The following is an 18893-nucleotide window of genomic DNA, read 5'->3' on the forward strand; positions in this document are numbered from 1 at the left end:
ACACGCAATACCCACCACAAACGAAAAACCCCAAGAACCTTCCGATTCTTGGGGTTTTAAATGCTGGTGGCCTGGGACGGAATCGAACCATCGACACGCGGATTTTCAATCCGCTGCTCTACCAACTGAGCTACCGGGCCAACGAAGAATGAAAGTATATCGAGCTATTCGTTCCTGAGCAAGAGTTTTCGCGAAATATTTTATGCGGCGCCTTCGGACGGTTTCTTGCCGAGCTCGACGCCGAGTTGCTTGAGCTTGCGATAGAGGTGCGTGCGCTCGAGGCCCGTCTTTTCCGCGACGCGCGTCATGCTGCCGTTCTCGCGTGCGAGGTGATATTCGAAGTACGCGCGCTCGAATGCGTCGCGCGCTTCGCGCAACGGAATGTCGAACGGAATCGCGGCCGTCTGGCCCGCGAGGCCGAGCGCCGTGGCCATGTCGTCGCCGAGCGTCGGCAGCGCGGCCGCGGATGCGACTGCCGCCTGCCCCGATGCTTGCCCGACACCGGCTTTCGCGGCCGCGTTGACGGACACCGGCGCCGCGCCGCGCGCGAGACCGTGCTCGACGGACTTCAGCAGCTTCTGCAGCGCGATCGGCTTCTCGAGGAAATCGAGTGCGCCGATCTTCGTCGCCTCGACGGCCGTGTCGATCGTCGCGTGCCCGGACATCATGATCACGGGCATCGTCAACAGGCCCTGCGCCGCCCATTCCTTGAGCAGCGTGACGCCGTCGGTATCGGGCATCCAGATATCGAGCAGCACGAGATCGGGCGCCTGATTCAGGCGGTATTCCCGCGCGGCCTGCGCGTTCTCCGCCGCCTCGACGACATGTCCTTCATCGCTGAGGATCTCCGAGAGCAATTCCCGGATGCCCATTTCATCATCTACCACCAGGATGGTTGCCATTTACGCTGCCTTTGTCTGCATACTTGCTTTTGTCTTGGCGGGAGCCGTCCCGCCCTGCGCGCCGGATTCGGCGCCTGGCGTATCGCTCGCCATCTGCAGGAACAGGATCGACACCTGCGCACCCTCGACGGTCTCGCCGTGCATGCGATTGCGCAGATCGATCCGCGCGCCGTGCTCGTCGACGATTTTCTTGACCGTGGCCAGCCCGAGCCCCGTGCCCTTCGCCTTCGTCGTCACGTAAGGCTCGAACGCACGGGTCAGGATGCGTGCCGGAAAACCGGGCCCGTTGTCGGACACGGTAAGACGGACCGCGACGCGCGTTTTGCCCTCGGCGTCGGGGTCGCCATATTCTACTGTCTTGGTTTCGATCAACACACGCGGATGCGCGACTTCCGCGACCGAGTCCTGCGCGTTCTGCAGCAGGTTGTGAATCACCTGGCGCAGTTGCGTCGCGTCGCCGCGAATCACCGGCAGCGACGGCGCGAGTTCGGCGACGATCGCGCTCTTGCCTTCGCCGACACCATACAGCCCGAGCACCTCGCTCGCCAGTTCGTTCAGCTGCAGGTTCGCGAGCACCGCCGGCGGCGTGCGCGCATATTCGCGGAAATCGTCGACCATCCGCTTCATCGCGGCCACCTGGTTGACGATCATCGTCGCGCCGCGCTTGAGCACGTCCGCATCGGGCGGTGCGAGCTTGTCGGACAGCTTCATCTGCAACCGCTCGGCCGACAGCTGGATCGGCGTCAGCGGGTTCTTGATCTCGTGCGCGAGCCGCCGCGCGACCTCGCCCCATGCGACCGAACGCTGCGCGGAAATCACGTCGGAGATGTCGTCGAAGACGACGACGTAGCCGGACGTCTGTGGATCGTCGGCCTCGCCCTCGACCGTCGACACGAGGCGTGTGCCGCGCACGAGCAAGGTCAGCGGATCGGCTTCGCCCGGCACCTCGATCGCGAACTGCTGCTGCCAGTGACCGCGATCGCCGCTGCCGCCGTCCGAAGCCGCTTCGCGATCGGCGAACGCCTTGCGCACCATCGCACCGAATTCCGCGACGACGCCGATCCGGTCGAGCGCCGTGCCGATCATCGCGCCGAACGGCTGCCGGAAGATCCGCTCGGCGCCGCGGTTGGCCGTCGTCAGCCGGAACTGGCGATCGAGCACGAACACGCCGGCCGTCAGGTTCGCGAGGATGCTCTCGAGATACGTCTTCGAATGCTCGAGCGCGATCCGGTTCTTCTCGACCGCCTGCCGCGCCTCGGACAGCTGGCGCGTCATCGCGTTGAACGACTGCGTGAGGAAGCCGAGCTCGTCGCGCGACTTGATCTCGCGCTTCGGCGTGTAGTCGCCTTCGGTGATCTCCTTCGTGCCCTGCGCGAGCAGGAACAGCGGCCGCGCGAGCTGCTGGCCGAGCGCGAGCGCGAGCATCATCGCAATGAAGGTCGCGAGGAACAGCGCGAGCGTCAGCGTGCCGATATACATCTTGCGCAGCCCGGTGCGGCCGAGCGCTTTTTCCTGATATTCGCGATACGCGCGCTGTACCGCGTCGGCGTTGTGCGCGAGCGTGGGCGGCACCGGCTGCGTGAGCTGCAGGAATCGCTCCGCCGGTTGCAGCAGCGACGTCGTCGCATCGGGTATCGGCCGCACGACGCGCAGCCGCAGCGCACCCTTCGCGCCGTGCGCGCGCGGGTCGCCGTCGACCTCGCCCTCGATCGCCGCGTACGCGCCGTGTTCGCGCGCCTGGCTCAGCATCAGCGGAGTCGGCAGGTCGTCCGGAATCAGCGCGGCGAAATTGCCCGACGCCTGCGCGACGATGTGCAGGTCGGGCGCCGCGCCGGAGCCGCCGCGGCTCGGCTCGACGATCGTCGCATCCTGCACGCCGAACTGGTCGCGCAGGCGCAAGAGCGTGAGTGTCGTGCCGTTCGTATTCGCATCGACGCTCGCGAGCTGGTCCGACATCAGCCGCGCCTTCGTCTGCAGGTCGGACAGCGACGCGTCGAGCATCCCGCGGCCGAGGTTCAGGCCGGCGGTCAGCGCGGTCTCGACGTTCACGTCAAACCACGACTCGATACTGCGCGACACGAACTGGTACGACACGATGTAGATGATCCCGCCCGGCACCACGCCGACGAGCGCGAAGAACACCGCGAGCTTCGCGAGCAGCCGCGTGCCGAACTTGCCCTTCCTCAGGCGCACGACGATCATCCCGATCAGCCCGAGCACCACCAGCAGGAACACGAGCGCGACGATGATGTTCATCGCGTACAGCCACGAGTAGTAGCGGTCGAAGAATTCGGTGTTCGCGCTCGCGGCCGCGAGCAGCACGAGCAGCAGCAGCGCCGTGAGCGCGACGGTCGAGACGATCACACGAACGAGGAGGCTCTTCCCGCTGGCCGCGCGGCGCACTTTATTTAGCACGTTCGGTCACCGTGAAAGTGAAGCGCTTCCAGTCCGACCCGAGCGTCCAGTCGCGGTTGTTCACCGCGTCGACCTGGAACGGTTTCGGCATCAGCGCCGTATCGAGCTGCATCCGCACCGAGGCGGTGTAGGTTTCGCCGGCGCGCACCTGGTTGCGGTCGATCACGTGCCACGACGTGATGTGCCGGACGACCGCGAGCGCATCCTTCAGCGACGGGAAGCCGAGTTGCAGCCCGCCCGTCGACACGCGGTATTCGCGCGTGAGCGGCTGGAACGACAGGCGGATCGTCTGCGACACCGACACCGGCTGCTCGTCGAACCAGTACCAGCGCGCGCGGCCCAGTTCGAAATCGGTCGTGAAGTAAAGCGGGATGCCCTTGTTGACGGCATCCTCGAGGTTCGGATTCAGCTCGAAATCGAAGCGGGCATCGAGGCTCCAGCCGCTTCCGTCAGCCTGCAGCGATGCGCGCTGCACGGCGATCGACTCGGCACGCGCCGGCCGAACGACAGTCAGGCACAGCGCCAACGCGACCAGCAGGACGGCCGCGAGCCGAAGTGGAAAAAGGTGTTTGATCGTCACCGTTTCTGAAACCGCGCGTAGAAAAATCCGTCGTGATCGGTGTTCTGGTCGAGTGCGCCGGCCGCCCCGCCGTGCACGCCGCACGGCAGCAGTTGGCCGGGCGCGTCCAATCGTACCGCATCTTCACAGGCCGCTTCAAACCAGCGAGCCTGCAACTCACCTTCCTCGGGGAAGATCGAACAGGTCACGTAGAGCAGTTCGCCGCCCGGCTTCACGAGCGGCCACAACGCTGTCAGGATGCGGCGCTGCTCCGCGACGAGCGCGGCGATGTCGGCTTCGCGGCGCAGCCAGCGAATGTCGGGATGACGACGCACGATGCCGGACGCCGAGCATGGCACGTCGGCCAGGATGCGGTCGAACGGACGGCCGTCGTACCACGCGTCCGGCGCGCCCGCGTCGCCCACGCGCACGTCCGCCGCGAGAGACAGACGCGCGAGGTTCTCGCCGATGCGCGCCGCGCGCGTCGCGTCGCTTTCGAGTGCGACGACTTCGGCGTCGGCCAGCTCGAGGATATGCCCGGTCTTGCCGCCCGGTGCCGCGCACGCGTCGAGCACGCGCATGCCGTCGCGCGCACCGAGCCATTCGGCCGCAAGCTGAGCACCGGCATCCTGCACCGACACCACGCCGTCGGCAAAGCCCGGAATGCGGTCAACCGGCAGCGCCGACGCGAGCCGCACCGCATGGCGACCGATCCCGGTCGCCTCGATTCCGCTCGCGCGCAGCGTATCGAGATACGCATCGACGGTTGCGCGGCGCGCATTCACGCGCAGCGTCAGCGGACCCTGGCGCTCGCCAGCCGCAAGAATCGTCTGCCAGGCTTCCGGCCACGCATGCTTCACCGCATCGACCCACCAAGTGCGGTAATTCCAGCGTGCGACGGGATCGTTCTGCATCGCCGCGACGAGCGCGTCGCGCTCACGCTGGAAACGCCGCAGCACGGCGTTGACCAGCCCCTTCGCGAACGCAAATTCGCGCCGTGCGCCGATCACGGTGACGGCCTGGTCGACGATGGTGAATGCCGGATACGCGGCCGCGTCCTCCGGATCGAGCAGCAGCGCAAGCGCACCGGCGAGCACCGCATGCACATGTGCGGCCGGCGCCTTGCTGACCAGCCGGCCGATCAGCCAATCCGCACTGCCGAGACGACGCATCGTCCGGTACGCGACGTCCTGCGTCGCGCCGCGCGCCAGCGCCTGCGCGCCGGCCGGCATCTGCGCGAACACCGTGGCCAGTGCCGCCGGCAGCGCGGTGCCGCGCCGCACCGCATCGACGGCCTGCGCGGCCGCGTCGAGCGCGAAGCCCAGCGAATCGGGCGCGAGATGCAGCGCGGGCAGGCGCGCGGCGCGGCCGGAGGAAGACTGAGCGGAGGAGCGGGTTCGTGTCATCGGAGCAAAATCGGCAAACGGGTGCCGCGAGCGGCGGGAACCCTGCGGCCGCATGGCCGCCGCGATTCCAAACCGCGCATTGTAGCGTGCGATCATGCGGCCCCTTTACGGGGCGCACAAATGAAACACCCCGCAGCGCGGGGCATGCGGGGTGATGTGTCGAGCGCGACGCGACTTAGTCGAAGCGGCCGGTGCGCGCCATCTCCATCAGGCGCGCGATGCGCTCCTCGGTCGCCGGGTGCGTGGAGAACAGATTCTGCAGACCGCCGCCGTGAAGCGGGTTCATGATCATCATCTGCGCGGTGGCCGGATGGGCTTCGGCCGCCTGGAACGGGATGCCGGCCGCATAGCGATGGATCTTGTCGAGCGCGGTGGCGAGCGACTGCGGATCTCCCGAGATCTGCGCGCCGCCGCGGTCGGCCTCGAACTCGCGCGCTCGCGAGATCGCCATCTGGATCAGCGCACCGGCGATCGGTGCGAGCAACGCGACTGCGATCCCCGCGATCGGGTTGGCCGGACGGCCGTTTTCGTCGCGACCGCCGAAGAACATCGCGAAGTTGGCCAGCGCCGAAATCGCGCCTGCCATCGTCGCGGTGATCGTCGAAATCAGGATGTCGCGATGCTTCACGTGCGCGAGCTCATGCGCCATCACGCCGCGCATCTCGCGCTCGGACAGCACACGCAGGATGCCCGTCGTCGCGGCGACCGCCGCGTGCTCGGGGTTGCGGCCCGTGGCGAACGCGTTCGGAGCGTCCTCATTGATCAGGTAGACGCGCGGCATCGGCAGGTTCGCACGCGTGGCGAGCTCGCGCACCATCCGGTAGAACTGCGGCGCCGTGTTCTCGTCGACCTCCTGCGCGTTGTACATGCGCAGCACCATCTTGTCGGAGAACCAGTACGAGAAGAAATTCATGCCGAGCGCGAACAGCAGGGCGATCGTCATGCCGCGCGAGCCGCCGATCATGCCGCCGATCACGATGAACAGGGCCGTGATCGCGGCCATCAGCATCGCCGTTTTGACCCAATTGAACATACCCACTCCTTATCCGTCAGGGGACCCGCCGCACATTACGATGCACGGCGGAAAATTGTAAGCGATTTGTTAGATAAGGTCTTGCCGGAAAAATTCAATTTCAGCGTTGCGTCGCTGCGAGCCGCAGCCCGAGGCCGACGAAGGCGCTGCCCACCGTGCGGTCAAGCCACTTCCTGACGCCCGGCTTGCCGGAAAAGCGCTGCGTGACGCTGCCCGCGACCCACGCGACGATGCAGCTCCAGACCGTGCTCATCACGAGGAACACCGAACCGAGAGCGAGGAACGCCAGCGCCTTGTGCGGGCTGTCGGCCGACACGAATTGCGGGAAGAACGACACGAAGAACAGCACGACCTTCGGGTTCAGCACGTTGGTCCAGAAACCCTGCATGAACAGCTGGCGCAGCGGCTTCGCGGCCGTGGCCCGCGCCGCCTCGGCGCCTGCCGGCGCGGCGGCCTGCTTCGCGAGGATCATGCGCGCGCCGAGATAGATCAGGTAAGCGGCACCGACCAGCTTGATCACCATGAACGCGGCGGCCGACGCCGCGAGCAGCGCGGTCAGGCCGAACGCGCACGCAAGCGCGTGCACGCAGCAGCCGGCGGAGATGCCGAGCGCGGACATCAGCCCCGCGCCACGGCCCTGCGCGACGCTGCGGCCGACGATGTACGCCGTATCGGGGCCGGGCGTGACGTTCAGCAGGAAAACCGCGAGCACGAAGAAGCCGAAATGGGTGATGCCAAGCATGAAAACCTCGAAATCGGAAAGCGCAGGGAAATTCTACGCGCGCCTGCCGCGCCGTGCGACTCGGCCATCCGGCCAATTGCGCACGACCGGCATGTCGGGTCGAATGACGCTCACAGCCCGCCGGGCAACGCGAAGCGCTGGCCCGCGGCGAGCGGCGAGCCGGCCAGGAATTCGCGCGCGGGCAGCCGCTTGCCGCCCGGCTTCTGCAGTTGCGTGACGCGCAGCGCGCCGCCGCCGCATGCGACGACCAAGCCTTCCGGCGAAGCCTCGACGATCGTGCCGGGCGCCGCGTCGACATTCCCGCCGCGCGCCGCGGCGGGCTCGGCCGCCCACAGCTTGATTGCCGTGCCGTCGAGCATCGCGACGCCGCCCGGGAACGGGTCGAACGCGCGCACCTGGCGCGCGAGCACGTCGGCCGGCTTGCGCCAGTCGAGCGCCGCTTCGTGCTTGCCGATCTTTTCCGCGTAAGTCACGCCGTCGGCCGGTTGCGGGGTGGCGGGCAGCGCGCCGTCGCGCTCGAGCCGCACCAGGGCGTCGACGATCAGGCGCGCGCCGTCGGCGGCCAGCCGGTCGTGAAGCGTCGCGGTCGTATCGTCGGCCGCAATCGCGACGCGCGCTTCGTCGATCATCGCGCCGGTGTCAAGGCCGGCGTCCATCTGCATCAGCGTGACGCCCGTCTCGGCGTCACCGGCCTCGATCGCGCGATGGATCGGCGCGGCGCCGCGCCAGCGCGGCAGCAGTGACGCGTGGATGTTGATGCAGCCGGCGCGCGGAATGTCGAGCACTTCCTGCGGCAGCAGCAGGCCGTATGCGGCGACCACCATCACGTCGTGCGGTGTCGTGCGCAGCAGCTCGATCGCGTCGGCCGCCTCCGTCGGGTACTTGCCCGCGCGGCGCAGCGACGCCGGCTGCGCGACGGACATTCCGTGCTCGACGGCATAGCGCTTCACGGCGCTCGCCTGCAGTTTCATCCCGCGCCCGGCGGGACGGTCGGGCTGGGTGAGCACGAGCGGCACCGGAAAACCGGCCTCGTGGATCGCGGCGAGTGCGGCCGCGGCGAATTCCGGCGTGCCGGCAAAAATCACGCGCAACGTATGGGTCATGACAGCGTTCGGGATCGGTCTGGGCAAACGCGCGTCACATCGCGCGTTCGAGTTTCTTCATCTTCGTCTTGATACGGGTCTGCTTCAGCGGCGACAGGTATTCGACGAACACGCGACCCATCAGGTGATCCATCTCGTGCTGCACGCACACGGCGAGAAGGCCCTCGCAGTCGAGTTCGAAGGTCTCGCCCTGCTCGTTGAGCGCACGCACACGCACGTGGTCGGGACGCTCGACTTCGTCGTAGATCCCGGGTACCGACAGGCAGCCCTCCTCGTAGATCTGTTTCACGTCGCTCGACCAGATGATCTCGGGATTGATGAACGCGCGCAGCTCGTTCTTCTCCTCGGAGACGTCGATCACGATCACGCGCTCGTGCACGTCGACCTGCGTCGCCGCCAGGCCGATGCCCGGCGCGGCGTACATGGTTTCGGCCATGTCGGCGACGAGCTTGCGGATCCGGTCGTCGACCTTGTCGACGGGCTTGGCGACCTTGTGCAGCCGCTTGTCGGGGTAATGAAGAATGTTCAGCAAAGCCATGGTGTTCGGTATTCGGTGGAGCGGCGCGCCGCATCGGCCATCCGGCCGGCTGGCGCCGCCGCCGGGATGCAATGAAGATGAGGCGGACGCGCGGCATGTCAACGCCGCGGGTCTGCCCCCTGCAATTGGCCGGACGCTCGCGCGCGCGGCCCTGTCGAGTATTTCGGATGATGAAAATTTTATCATGGCGCCACGCGGTTCGCTGGCCGCCGCATTCGAGGGGAACCTCATGTCGCCGCAAGCGCTGACGACCTCCGCGTTGCGTGCGTGGCTACAGCTCTCACACGCGCCGGGACTCTCGCCCGCCGTGCTGCGTGCGCTGCTCGATGCATTCGGCTCGCCGACGGCGCTGCTGCGCGCGTCCGACCAGGCCATCGGTGCGGCGAGCAGCGCTGCCACCGCGCGGGCAGTGCGCACCAGCGAGCGGAACGACCTCGATGCGCGCACCGACGCCACACTGGCATGGCTCGATACACCGGGCAACGCGATCGTCACGCTCAACGATCCCGTCTATCCGCCGCGGCTGCGCGACCTGCATGATCCGCCACCGCTGCTATATGTAAAGGGCAGGCTCGACTTGCTGCACGGACGCGGGCTCGCCGTGGTCGGCAGCCGCCATGCAACGCCGCAGGGGCTCGCAGACGCCACGCGCTTCTCGCATTCGCTGTCCGATGCGGGCCTCGTGATCGTCTCCGGTCTCGCGCTCGGCATCGACGGCGCCGCACATCGCGGCGGGCTCGACGGCCGCGCCGGCACGGTCGCGGTGATCGCGACGGGTGCCGATCTCGTCTATCCGGCTCGGCACCGCACCCTTGCGCACGAGATTGCCGCACGTGGCGCGATCGTTTCCGAATGGCCGCTCGGCACACCCGCGCGGGCGTCACATTTCCCGCAGCGCAACCGGCTGATCGCTGCGCTCGCGCTCGGCGCGCTCGTCGTCGAAGCCGCGCCGCGCTCCGGCTCGCTGATCACCGCGCGGCTCGCGAACGAGCTGGGCCGCGACGTGTTCGCGATGCCGGGCTCGATCCACGCGCCGCTCGCGCAGGGCTGCCACGCGTTGATCCGCGACGGTGCGAAGCTCACCGCAACGCCGCTCGACGTGCTTGAGGAATACGGGTTGGGCGAACCGGCTGCTCACGCCGGCCGCGCGGCGAATTTGCGTTCGCGCCCCGATAACGGAGGAACGACCGACACCGCCGGGCAGTGCGCGGGCGAGCACATCGGGAAAGCGGGTTCCGCCATTCCGGCCGCTGCGCCCGCCGAGATCGACGGCACGCCAACCGACAACCCGGCCGAACGATCCGTGCTCGCCGCACTGGGATACGGCCCCGTTACTTACGAGTGGCTCGCCGAGCACACCGGCTTGCCCGACGACGCGCTGCACCGCTCGCTACTCGGGCTCGAACTGGCCGGCCGCGTTGCGAGCATGCCCGGCGGACGCTTCGCGCGGCTTGACGCAACGCCCACCCCGCCCGCGTCCGGCGTGCTACAGTCCCCCGCATAGAGGCGGCCGTGCCGCCGACGCTACTCAAGGAATTCCATGCCCGCGCTGAATCTCGACACCGATGCCGATCGGATCGCCGAGCGCCTCGCCGATCCCGACACGCTGCTGGTCGCCTGCCTGTGCGCCGAATGGTGCGGCACCTGCCGCGAGTACCGAACGGCCTTCGACCAACTCGCCGACGCCCATCCCGAGGCCTGCTTCGCGTGGATCGACGTCGAAACCCATGCCGACCGGCTCGACGATCTCGACGTCGAGAATTTCCCGACGATCCTGATCGAGGACGCGAACACCGCGCGCTTCTTCGGCACGGTGCTGCCGCACGCGGCGATCGTCGAACGGATGCTGTCCGACCTGAGCGCCGTGCCCGACGCGCCGCATGCACCGAAATTGCGCAATATCCTGAATGTCGAGGCGTAAGCCGCACGCCAGCCCGGCAGCTTTTCGCGCCGTCGCGCGTGCCGCCACGCCGGGCGCTTGCCGCCATTGCGGCCCCCCACTATGATGAGCCGCTTTTTGCACGCCGCGCCGCCGTCGCCACGGCGTGTGCTATAAAGCCGTCGTAAAAGGGACCCACGCCGGCGAACCCGGTCTACCAACACACATCTGTCATGTCCAAAGCACTGATCATTGCGGAAAAGCCTTCTGTCGCGAACGACATCGCGCGCGCTTTGGGCGGCTTTACAAAGCATGACGAGTACTTCGAGAGCGACGAATTCGTCCTCTCGTCCGCGGTCGGCCACCTGCTGGAAATCGCCGCCCCGGAAGAGTACGAGGTCAAGCGGGGGAAATGGAGCTTCGCTCATCTGCCCGTCATCCCCCCGCATTTCGACCTGAACCCGATCGCAAAAAGCGAGTCGCGCCTGAAAGTCCTGACCAAGCTCATGAAGCGCAAGGACGTCGACCGCCTGATCAACGCATGTGACGCGGGGCGCGAGGGCGAGCTGATTTTCCGCCTGATCGTGCAGCACGCGAAGGCGAAGCAGCCGGTCCAGCGCCTTTGGCTGCAGTCGATGACGCCGCAGGCGATCCGCGACGGTTTCGCGCATCTGCGCAGCGACACGGACATGCAGCCGCTCGCCGACGCCGCACGCTGCCGCTCGGAAGCCGACTGGCTCGTCGGGATCAACGGCACGCGGGCGATGACCGCGTTCAACAGCAAGGGCGGCGGCTTCTTCTTGACGACCGTCGGCCGCGTTCAGACGCCAACGTTGTCGATCGTCGTCGAACGTGAAGAGAAAATTCGCCGTTTCATCCCGCGCGACTACTGGGAAGTGAAGGCCGAGTTCGCCTGCGCGGGCGGCTTCTACGAAGGCAAGTGGTTCGACCCGAAATTCAAGCGCGACGAATTCGATCCGGAAAGGCGCGACTCCCGCCTGTGGAGCCTACCGGCCGCCGAAACGATCGTCGCCGCGTGCCGCGACCATGTCGGCACGGTGTCCGAGGAATCGAAGCCGTCGACGCAACTGTCGCCGCTGCTGTTCGACCTGACGAGCCTGCAGCGCGAGGCGAACAGCCGCTTCGGCTTCTCCGCGAAGAACACGCTCGGTCTCGCGCAGGCGCTATATGAAAAGCACAAGGTGCTGACGTACCCGCGTACCGACGCGCGCGCGCTGCCGGAAGACTACATCTCGACGGTGCAGTCCACGCTCGAGATGCTCAAGGAGAGCCACAACTATCTGCCGCACGCGAAGCAGGTGCTCGACAAGGGCTGGGTGAAGCCGAACAAGCGGATCTTCGACAACTCGAAGATCAGCGACCACTTTGCAATCATCCCGACGCTGCAGGCGCCCAAGTCGCTGTCCGAGCCGGAGCAGAAGCTGTACGACATGGTCGTGAAGCGCTTCCTCGCGGTGTTCTTCCCGGCGGCCGAATTCCGCGTCACGACGCGGATCACCGAAGTCGCCGGTCATCACTTCAAGACCGAAGGCAAGGTGCTCGTCGAGCCGGGCTGGCTGCAGGTATACGGCCGCGACGCCGAAGGCGCGGACGCGAACCTCGTGCCGGTACAGAAGGACGAGAAGGTGAAGACGGACGAGATCGCCGCCGTCGCGCTCGTGACGAAGCCGCCCGCACGCTACTCGGAAGCGACGCTGCTGTCGGCGATGGAAGGCGCGGGCAAGCTCGTCGAGGACGACGAGCTGCGCGAGGCGATGGCCGCGAAGGGCCTCGGCACGCCGGCGACGCGCGCGGCGATCATCGAAGGCCTGCTCGGCGAGAAATATCTCGTGCGCGAAGGCCGCGAACTGATCCCGACCGCGAAGGCATTCCAGTTGATGACGCTGCTGCGCGGGCTCGGCGTGAAGGAACTGACCGCGCCCGAGCTCACCGGCGAATGGGAATACAAGCTGTCGCAGATGGAGCGCGGCAACCTCGGGCGTGACGCGTTCATGCAGGAAATCGCCCGCATGACGCAGCAGATCGTCAAGCGCGCGAAGGAATACGATTCCGACACGATCCCGGGCGATTACGCGACGCTCGAGACACCCTGCCCGAACTGCGGCGGCCAGGTGAAGGAAAACTACCGCCGCTTCGCATGCACGAAGTGCGAGTTCTCGATCTCGAAGATTCCGGGTAGCCGACAGTTCGAGATCGCGGAAGTCGAGGAATTGCTGCAGCAAAAGACCATCGGTCCGCTGTCTGGCTTCCGCAGCAAGATGGGCCGCCCGTTCTCGGCGATCCTGAAGCTCTCGTTCGACGACGAGACGAAGAACTACAAGCTCGAGTTCGACTTTGGCCAGGACCAGGGCGGCGAGGAAGGCGAGGCGCCCGACTTCTCCGCGCAGGAACCGGTCGGCGCGTGCCCGAAGTGCAAGGGCCGCGTGTTCGAGCACGGGATGAGCTATGTGTGCGAGCACTCGGTCGCGAATCCGAAGACCTGCGACTTCCGTTCGGGCAAGGTGATCCTGCAGCAGGAAATCACGCGCGAGCAGATGGCGAAGCTGCTGGCCGACGGCCGCACGGATCTGCTGCCGAACTTCAAGTCGTCGCGCACGGGCCGCAACTTCAAGGCCTTCCTCGTGAAGCAGCCGGACGGCAAGATCGGTTTCGAGTTCGAGAAGAAGGAGCCGAAGGCTGCCGCCGCGAAGAAGACGGCAAAATCGACGACGAAGGACGCCGAAACCGTGACGGAAGGCGCCGAAGATAAACCGGCACCGGCTCGCAAGACCGCCGCCCGCAAGACGACGGCGCGCAAGACGGGCTCGTAATGCTCGGGTTGCCGGGGGTCTCCCCCCGGCGCGTTGCGCGCCGGTCGAACGACCATGAAAGCGGCAATAAAAAAACGCGGATCGATCGCTCGAACCGCGTTTTTTTTGATGCCGGCAGTCTCTGTGCGCGGCCGCCGCGACGTTACAGCGGCGACGGCACCGCGACCCGCGCGCGCGGCGAACGCGCGAGGCGCGGCTGCAGGTTCGGGTCGGTCGATTCGGGTGGCTCGGCGCGCATCTCGACGCCGATCGGCGCAGGCGCAGCACCCTGTGCGGCCCACTGTTCGCCCATCGTCGCGTCGGTCGAGTGGCTGAAATACTCGACGAGGTGGTCGATGAACGTCCGCACCTTCGCAGGCAGATGGCGCCGGCTCGGATAGGCGATGTTGATCTCGACCTGCGGCAGCCGGAAATCCGGCAGCAGCCGCACCAGCGCACCGCGCGCGATGTCGCTGCCGATCAGGTAGCTCGGCAGGATCGCGACACCCATCCCGAGCAGCGCGAACTGGCGCAGCATCGCAGTGTTGTTCGCGACGATCACGTTGGTCGGGCGCACGCGCACTTCGCCGTCCGGCCCCGTGAACACGCGCTCGTCGCCCCAGTATTCGGTCGGCAAGCTCAGCGCCGGGTGCTCGGCGAGGTGTTCCGGGTGGGTCGGCACGCCGTGCTTTTCCAGGTAGCTCGGCGTCGCGCACACGGTCATGCAGCCCGTGGTCAGCCGCCGCGTGACGATGCTCGCGCTGCGCATCTGACGCGTGACGACGATCCCGACGTCGAAACCTTCCTCGACGAGATCGACCTGGCGGTCGACCAGCGTCAGATCCGGCACCACCTTCGGGAATTTCTCGGTGTACGACTGCAGGACGGGGGCAAGGTTGTGCAGGCCGAACACGACCGGCGCGACGATGCGCAACGTGCCGACCGGCTCGTGATTGCGCGCGACGACCATCTGTTCGACATCCTCGAGCTCATCGAGAATCTGGCGCGCCCGCTCCAGGTAGACCTGGCCCGACTCCGTCAGCGAAAGGCTGCGCGTGGTGCGGTTCAGCAGGCGCGTGCCGAGCCGGCCTTCCAGATCGGCGACGTGACGCGTCGCGACCGCGTTGGAGATATCCATTGCACTCGCGGCCCGCGCGAAACTGCCGAGATCCGCAACCTTGACGAACACGCGCATCGACTGCAAATGATCCATAAACGACTCCTGCCGCTGTTACAACTTCAAAAAGTTGAAGCATATGCGTAATTCTCCTACGACAGCGGAAATGATGCAGAGTTGCTCAACAAGGCCCGTGTTGACGATAAAAATAGTCAAAAATCCTCACCCATCGCGAATGGATGATCCAATTATTCTGATTGAAGCAACAATTGGGTGAACCTCATCCGGTAAGCGGCCGAATCAGGAAGGACGTGTCTGATGCGACACAACATCGCACCCCGTCGCACCCGACGGGAGCGACGCCGGGTCAGGCCGGCGCCGATTGCGGCGGAGCGTAACAACCTGTTAAAAAGACACCAAGACGTCCGCCGACGTAGCATCATGTCGGCCCCGGCCGGGCGGGACGGGTGCGCGACGTGCGCCGCCGCCACTGCCGCTTTCAACGCGCGACTCCCGCTGATCATGAAAATTGCCATCCTCGACGACTACCAGGACGCCGTCCGCAAGCTGAACTGCTTCGAGATGCTTGCCGAGCACGACGTGAAGGTCTTCAACAACACGGTTCGCGGCCTGGGGCAACTCGCGAGCCGCCTGGCGGAAGTCGAGGCGCTCGTGCTGATTCGCGAGCGCACGCCGATTTCGTCGCAATTGCTCGCCAAGCTGCCGAACCTGCGCATGATCAGCCAGACCGGCCGTATCTCGAGCCACATCGACCTCGAAGCATGTACCGACCGCGGCATCGCGGTGCTCGAAGGCACGGGTTCGCCGGTCGCGCCCGCCGAACTGACCTGGGCGCTCGTGATGGCCGCCCAGCGCCGCATTCCGCAATACGTCGCGAACCTGAAACAGGGTGCCTGGCAGCAGTCGGGCCTGAAGACGTCGGCGCTGCCGCCGAACTTCGGTCTCGGCCAGGTGCTGCGCGGCCAGACGCTCGGCATCTGGGGCTACGGCAAGATCGGCCGGCTGGTCGCCGGCTACGGCAAGGCGTTCGGGATGAACGTGCTGATCTGGGGCCGCGAGCATTCGCTCGAGGCCGCGCGCGCCGACGGCTACACGGCCGCCGAGAGCCGCGAAGCGCTGTTCGAGCAGAGCGACGTGCTGTCGCTGCACCTGCGCATGCACGACGACACGCGCGGGATCGTCGAGCAGGAAGACCTGATGCGGATGAAGCCGACGTCGCTGCTCGTCAACACAAGCCGCGCGGAACTGCTCGAGGAAAACGCGCTCGTCAACGCGCTGTCGCACAACCGTCCGGGGATGGTCGCGATCGACGTGTTCGAGAGCGAGCCGATCCTGCAGGGCTACAGCCTGCTGCGGATGGAAAACGTGATCTGCACGCCGCACATCGGCTACGTCGAGCGCGAAAGCTACGAGCTCTACTTCAGCGCGGCGTTCCGCAACATCCTCGCGTTCGACCAGGGCGACATGTCGAGCGTCGTCAATCCGGAAGCACTGACGCCGCGCCGCGTGCGCTGACCGGCGCGGGCCGCGCTCGCCGCGCGGCCCCGTTTCTCCGTTCCCGCCTTCAGGCAGCCACGCGGCCGCCCGTCATCGCGTCGACGCGCGTGAGGAAATGCTCGCCGTCGAGCCGTCCGAGGTCGTACGCATGCCGCATCTGCGCCGGACTCGTGTAATCCCAGCTCGAAATCGGCACCTTGCTCGACGGCTGTACATAGAGCCGCCTCTGGTCGCCGTGCGCGACCGTGAACATCTGCGGGCGCGGATACAGCCGCGTGACGAGCACCAGCACGTCACCCGGCGATGCGTCGAGCGCGTCGACCGGCACGTTGTCGACCATCCCCCCGTCGAGTACGGGCCGCCCGCCGCGGCGCAGCACCGGCGTGAACGGCGGCGTGCACGACGACTGCAGGATCAGGTCGGCGAGTTCGTCGACGCTTGCGCATGCCTGCGCGCGCACGAATTCGGGCCGGAAGCCGAGCGTGCGCCCGAGCGTCGGGTGCAGCGTCTTGCGCACGTATTTCTCGATGTTGTACGCGACGAGGCCGGCGGCGACCGCACTGCGCGCGCCGAGCCAGCGCGGCACGTGCGACACGCCGATGCGGATCTCCGGCGCCGCGGCGAGCTTCGCGAACGGCTCGCCGTAGATGTCGAGCAATGCCTGACGGTAGATCCGGTAATGCGGAAACACCGGCTCGCGCCCGAACAGGTTGCCCCAGTACGCGTTCTTGCGGTTGTGGCGCAGCGCCTCCTCGTAATAGCGCATCACCCACGCCGCATCGCGCGTATACAGCATGCAGGCGGTCGCCGCGCCGGCCGAGATGCCGGCGATCACGCGCGGGCGCAAGCCGAGCGTCGGCTGGGCAACGTCCCAGAAGCCGGCCTGCCACCAGCAGCGATTGCCGCCGCCTGCGAAAACGATCTGGTCGAACATCGCGCCGCTCAGCTGACGAGCGCGTAGGTCGACGTTGCGTGAACGGCCATCTTGCCGTCCTCGTCGAACAGTTCGACTTCGCCGAACACCAGGTTGCGGCCCATCCGCAGCACGCGCGCGGTGACGAGCACGTCGCCCTTGCGCACCGGACGCATGAAATTCGTGTTCAGCGAGACGGTGGTCATCGGCCGGAATTCGCCGAGCGCGGCCGAGATCGCGACCACCATCGCGGTGTCGGCGGCGGCCGTGAACACCTGCCCGCAGATGATGCCGCCCGAATGACGGAATTCGCCGGAAAACGGCAGGCGCATCGTGACGCTGTCGTCGCCGATCGATACGGGGACCAGACCGAGCGAGCGGACCCACGGGGCCAGCAGGCGATCCAGCAATTCGCGGACTGCGTTTTCGTCCATCTTCGAATGTCCAGAAAACGTTGCGCGACCGCCGCGCAACGGGTGTGGACGTCATCATACCGGGAGCGCGCCAACTGCGATCGCTCGTTAGCGCGCGAGGAGCCGCCGGGGCAGTGACGAAGTATTTTCAGGAAATTTGTAGAAAGCGCTTGCCAAGTCCGAAATACCCGTGCATAATCTTTCTTCTGTTGGGGGCGTTAGCTCAGTTGGTAGAGCAGCGGACTCTTAATCCGTAGGTCGAGTGTTCGAGTCACTCACGCCCCACCAGGAATTTCAAAGGCCGGTCAGCGCAAGCTGACCGGCCTTTTTCCGTTCCGGCGACCGATTCAGGCGCCCGCCCGACTCCCCAGCATCACGGCATGCAATTACATACATGCCTCGCCCGTGCACTTTCCGCTAGAATCGTCCGACAAAATATCACACGACCGGGACGGCGATCGCCATATCGCCCCCGGCACTGAGAGAGCATGGGACGTCAGACATGGAATCATGTGAGCGAGACGCGACCATTCGGAGGGCACGGTCACGCCGACAGCCGCGCGCACGTCGAGTCGCGCCATCTCCCCGATCGCATCCGGCCCCGTCGCACGACGCGCACCGCGGATCCGGCCATGCCACGTAAGGACGCGCTCGTCGCACTCGCGCTCGGCGTTGCGCTGCTCGTGGTCGCAGCGATGCTCGCCGTCACCGCGAGCCGTGCGGTGGGTGATCTGGTCCGCACGCCGGGCACGGTCGTGCGCATCGTGCAGGACAGCGACGCGATGCGCGGATACCGTCCGATCGTCGCCTATCTCGCGAACGACGGCCGCCGCCGTGAAGTCGCCGGCAATACTGCATCGGTGGTCCCGGCGTACGACATCGGCGAAAGCGTCGACGTCCTGGTCGATCCTGCCCATCCGAACCGTCCCGCGCTGATCGACGATTTCACGCAACGCTGGTTTCCCGTCGCGGTGCCGGCACTGCTCGCGGTCGCGTCGCTTGCGGTCGGCTGCCTGCTGTACGGGAGCGAGCGCCGCAGCCGGCGAGACGACGCGCTTGCCGCACCGGCCGCCGGCAAGACGGCCCGGCGCCGCTGGAACATCGCGATCGTGCTGGTACCGATCGCGATCGGCACCGGCTTCCTGGCCGGCGCCGGTGCTGCCGGGCTGCGCCAGTGGCAGATCGCCCGCCATTACGCGCACTCGACCGGCCACGTCGTCGAGATCACCGAATCGGCACAATCGTCCCGCACACGCACGTCGCTCTATTCGGCGACCATCGCGTTCACGACGGACAGCGGCCGCCCGGTCACGTTCGCGCAAGGCTCGGCTTCATCGCGCCCCGGGCTGTACGAAGGCGAGGTGGTCAACGTGCTGTACGACCCCGTCATACCCGAGCGCGCGGTCATCGACCGGTTCTGGGACCGGTGGGGACTCACGGCGATCCTGTTCGCGATCGGCGCACCGTTCCTCGCCACCGGATTGTTCGTCATCGGTGCGCTGTGGCCCGATCATCGGCCGCACGAACTCGCTGAATGATGAACGC

General features: G+C 66.7%; 16 protein-coding genes and 2 tRNA genes. 6 read left to right on the top strand and 12 right to left on the bottom strand.

The features are described from left to right. Positions 1–64 precede the first annotated feature (64 nt). The 9 genes from WS66_RS28760 to def all read right to left on the bottom strand — a co-directional run bounded on the left by WS66_RS28760 (position 65) and on the right by def (position 8698). Positions 65–140: transfer RNA gene (locus WS66_RS28760), tRNA-Phe, on the bottom strand. A gap of 60 nt (positions 141–200) precedes the next feature. After that, positions 201–902, bottom strand: coding sequence for a response regulator transcription factor EsaR (esaR, locus tag WS66_RS28765; RefSeq protein WP_059607505.1), 702 nt, complete (start codon positions 900–902; stop codon positions 201–203). Next, the gene (gene esaS / locus WS66_RS28770) at positions 903–3317 is read right to left on the bottom strand and encodes a sensor histidine kinase EsaS (protein ID WP_059607507.1); all 2415 of its coding nucleotides are present in this window, start codon (positions 3315–3317) and stop codon (positions 903–905) included. Then, on the bottom strand, positions 3307–3897 hold the full coding sequence (locus tag WS66_RS28775) for a DUF4390 domain-containing protein (RefSeq protein WP_059607510.1): 591 nt from the start codon (positions 3895–3897) through the stop codon (positions 3307–3309). The genes esaS and WS66_RS28775 overlap by 11 nt, the downstream gene beginning before the upstream one ends. After that, positions 3894–5282, bottom strand: a complete 1389-nt coding sequence (gene rsmB / locus WS66_RS28780) for a 16S rRNA (cytosine(967)-C(5))-methyltransferase RsmB (protein WP_059607552.1) — start codon at positions 5280–5282, stop codon at positions 3894–3896. The genes WS66_RS28775 and rsmB overlap by 4 nt, the downstream gene beginning before the upstream one ends. Before the next feature lie 175 nt (positions 5283–5457). After that, complete coding sequence (gene htpX, locus WS66_RS28785; protein WP_006485774.1) at positions 5458–6315, bottom strand: zinc metalloprotease HtpX; 858 nt, start codon at positions 6313–6315, stop codon at positions 5458–5460. A 100-nt stretch (positions 6316–6415) separates the two neighbouring features. Then, positions 6416–7057: a LysE family translocator gene (locus WS66_RS28790; RefSeq protein WP_059607512.1), complete on the bottom strand. Its 642-nt coding sequence runs from the start codon at positions 7055–7057 to the stop codon at positions 6416–6418. Positions 7058–7167: 110 nt separating this feature from the next. After that, positions 7168–8160 (bottom strand): methionyl-tRNA formyltransferase, encoded by a 993-nt coding sequence (gene fmt, locus WS66_RS28795; RefSeq protein ID WP_059607514.1) that lies wholly within the window; start codon positions 8158–8160, stop codon positions 7168–7170. Positions 8161–8194: 34 nt separating this feature from the next. Beyond that, the gene (gene def / locus WS66_RS28800; RefSeq protein ID WP_059607517.1) at positions 8195–8698 is read right to left on the bottom strand and encodes a peptide deformylase; all 504 of its coding nucleotides are present in this window, start codon (positions 8696–8698) and stop codon (positions 8195–8197) included. Between the two features lie 229 nt (positions 8699–8927). On the opposite strand from def, the gene dprA reads away from it, so the two are divergent. The 3 genes from dprA to WS66_RS28815 all read left to right on the top strand — a co-directional run bounded on the left by dprA (position 8928) and on the right by WS66_RS28815 (position 13408). Next, a complete protein-coding gene (gene dprA / locus WS66_RS28805) occupies positions 8928–10202 on the top strand; it encodes a DNA-processing protein DprA (RefSeq protein WP_082729060.1) in 1275 nt (424 codons plus the stop codon). 36 nt (positions 10203–10238) lie between these two features. Continuing rightward, positions 10239–10619: a thioredoxin family protein gene (locus tag WS66_RS28810; RefSeq protein WP_059607521.1), complete on the top strand. Its 381-nt coding sequence runs from the start codon at positions 10239–10241 to the stop codon at positions 10617–10619. Positions 10620–10810: 191 nt separating this feature from the next. After that, positions 10811–13408: a DNA topoisomerase III gene (locus WS66_RS28815; protein WP_059607523.1), complete on the top strand. Its 2598-nt coding sequence runs from the start codon at positions 10811–10813 to the stop codon at positions 13406–13408. A 142-nt stretch (positions 13409–13550) separates the two neighbouring features. On the opposite strand, the gene WS66_RS28820 is transcribed toward WS66_RS28815, so the two are convergent. After that, positions 13551–14600: a LysR family transcriptional regulator gene (locus WS66_RS28820; RefSeq protein ID WP_059607525.1), complete on the bottom strand. Its 1050-nt coding sequence runs from the start codon at positions 14598–14600 to the stop codon at positions 13551–13553. A gap of 426 nt (positions 14601–15026) precedes the next feature. Between WS66_RS28820 and WS66_RS28825 the strand changes: the two genes are divergently transcribed. Beyond that, on the top strand, positions 15027–16040 hold the full coding sequence (locus WS66_RS28825) for a D-2-hydroxyacid dehydrogenase family protein (protein ID WP_059607527.1): 1014 nt from the start codon (positions 15027–15029) through the stop codon (positions 16038–16040). A 49-nt stretch (positions 16041–16089) separates the two neighbouring features. On the opposite strand, the gene WS66_RS28830 is transcribed toward WS66_RS28825, so the two are convergent. Both WS66_RS28830 and WS66_RS28835 read right to left on the bottom strand, forming a co-directional pair. Beyond that, positions 16090–16956 carry a patatin-like phospholipase family protein gene (locus tag WS66_RS28830; RefSeq protein ID WP_059607530.1) on the bottom strand — a complete coding sequence of 289 codons (867 nt, stop codon included), beginning with the start codon at positions 16954–16956 and terminating at the stop codon, positions 16090–16092. Positions 16957–16964: 8 nt separating this feature from the next. Then, positions 16965–17369: a PaaI family thioesterase gene (locus WS66_RS28835; protein ID WP_011886440.1), complete on the bottom strand. Its 405-nt coding sequence runs from the start codon at positions 17367–17369 to the stop codon at positions 16965–16967. A 191-nt stretch (positions 17370–17560) separates the two neighbouring features. Between WS66_RS28835 and WS66_RS28840 the strand changes: the two genes are divergently transcribed. Both WS66_RS28840 and WS66_RS28845 read left to right on the top strand, forming a co-directional pair. Continuing rightward, positions 17561–17636 (top strand) — tRNA-Lys (locus WS66_RS28840). A 200-nt stretch (positions 17637–17836) separates the two neighbouring features. Then, complete coding sequence (locus WS66_RS28845; protein WP_059607532.1) at positions 17837–18886, top strand: DUF3592 domain-containing protein; 1050 nt, start codon at positions 17837–17839, stop codon at positions 18884–18886. The last annotated feature ends 7 nt before the right edge of the window (positions 18887–18893 follow it).

Source organism: Burkholderia sp. LA-2-3-30-S1-D2, from assembly GCF_001523915.2.
Taxonomy (GTDB): Bacteria; Pseudomonadota; Gammaproteobacteria; order Burkholderiales; family Burkholderiaceae; genus Burkholderia; species Burkholderia diffusa.

What these genes read in the sequence shown, in the direction of transcription:
- esaR (WP_059607505.1), bottom strand. Translation starts at nt 902, where the DNA reads ATGGCAACCATCCTGGTGGTAGATGATGAAATGGGCATCCGGGAATTG.
- rsmB (WP_059607552.1), bottom strand. Translation starts at nt 5,282, where the DNA reads ATGACACGAACCCGCTCCTCCGCTCAGTCTTCCTCCGGCCGCGCCGCG.
- htpX (WP_006485774.1), bottom strand. Translation starts at nt 6,315, where the DNA reads ATGTTCAATTGGGTCAAAACGGCGATGCTGATGGCCGCGATCACGGCC.
- WS66_RS28790 (WP_059607512.1), bottom strand. Translation starts at nt 7,057, where the DNA reads ATGCTTGGCATCACCCATTTCGGCTTCTTCGTGCTCGCGGTTTTCCTG.
- fmt (WP_059607514.1), bottom strand. Translation starts at nt 8,160, where the DNA reads ATGACCCATACGTTGCGCGTGATTTTTGCCGGCACGCCGGAATTCGCC.
- def (WP_059607517.1), bottom strand. Translation starts at nt 8,698, where the DNA reads ATGGCTTTGCTGAACATTCTTCATTACCCCGACAAGCGGCTGCACAAG.
- dprA (WP_082729060.1), top strand. Translation starts at nt 8,928, where the DNA reads ATGTCGCCGCAAGCGCTGACGACCTCCGCGTTGCGTGCGTGGCTACAG.
- WS66_RS28810 (WP_059607521.1), top strand. Translation starts at nt 10,239, where the DNA reads ATGCCCGCGCTGAATCTCGACACCGATGCCGATCGGATCGCCGAGCGC.
- WS66_RS28815 (WP_059607523.1), top strand. Translation starts at nt 10,811, where the DNA reads ATGTCCAAAGCACTGATCATTGCGGAAAAGCCTTCTGTCGCGAACGAC.
- WS66_RS28820 (WP_059607525.1), bottom strand. Translation starts at nt 14,600, where the DNA reads ATGGATCATTTGCAGTCGATGCGCGTGTTCGTCAAGGTTGCGGATCTC.
- WS66_RS28825 (WP_059607527.1), top strand. Translation starts at nt 15,027, where the DNA reads ATGAAAATTGCCATCCTCGACGACTACCAGGACGCCGTCCGCAAGCTG.
- WS66_RS28830 (WP_059607530.1), bottom strand. Translation starts at nt 16,956, where the DNA reads ATGTTCGACCAGATCGTTTTCGCAGGCGGCGGCAATCGCTGCTGGTGG.
- WS66_RS28835 (WP_011886440.1), bottom strand. Translation starts at nt 17,369, where the DNA reads ATGGACGAAAACGCAGTCCGCGAATTGCTGGATCGCCTGCTGGCCCCG.
- WS66_RS28845 (WP_059607532.1), top strand. Translation starts at nt 17,837, where the DNA reads ATGGGACGTCAGACATGGAATCATGTGAGCGAGACGCGACCATTCGGA.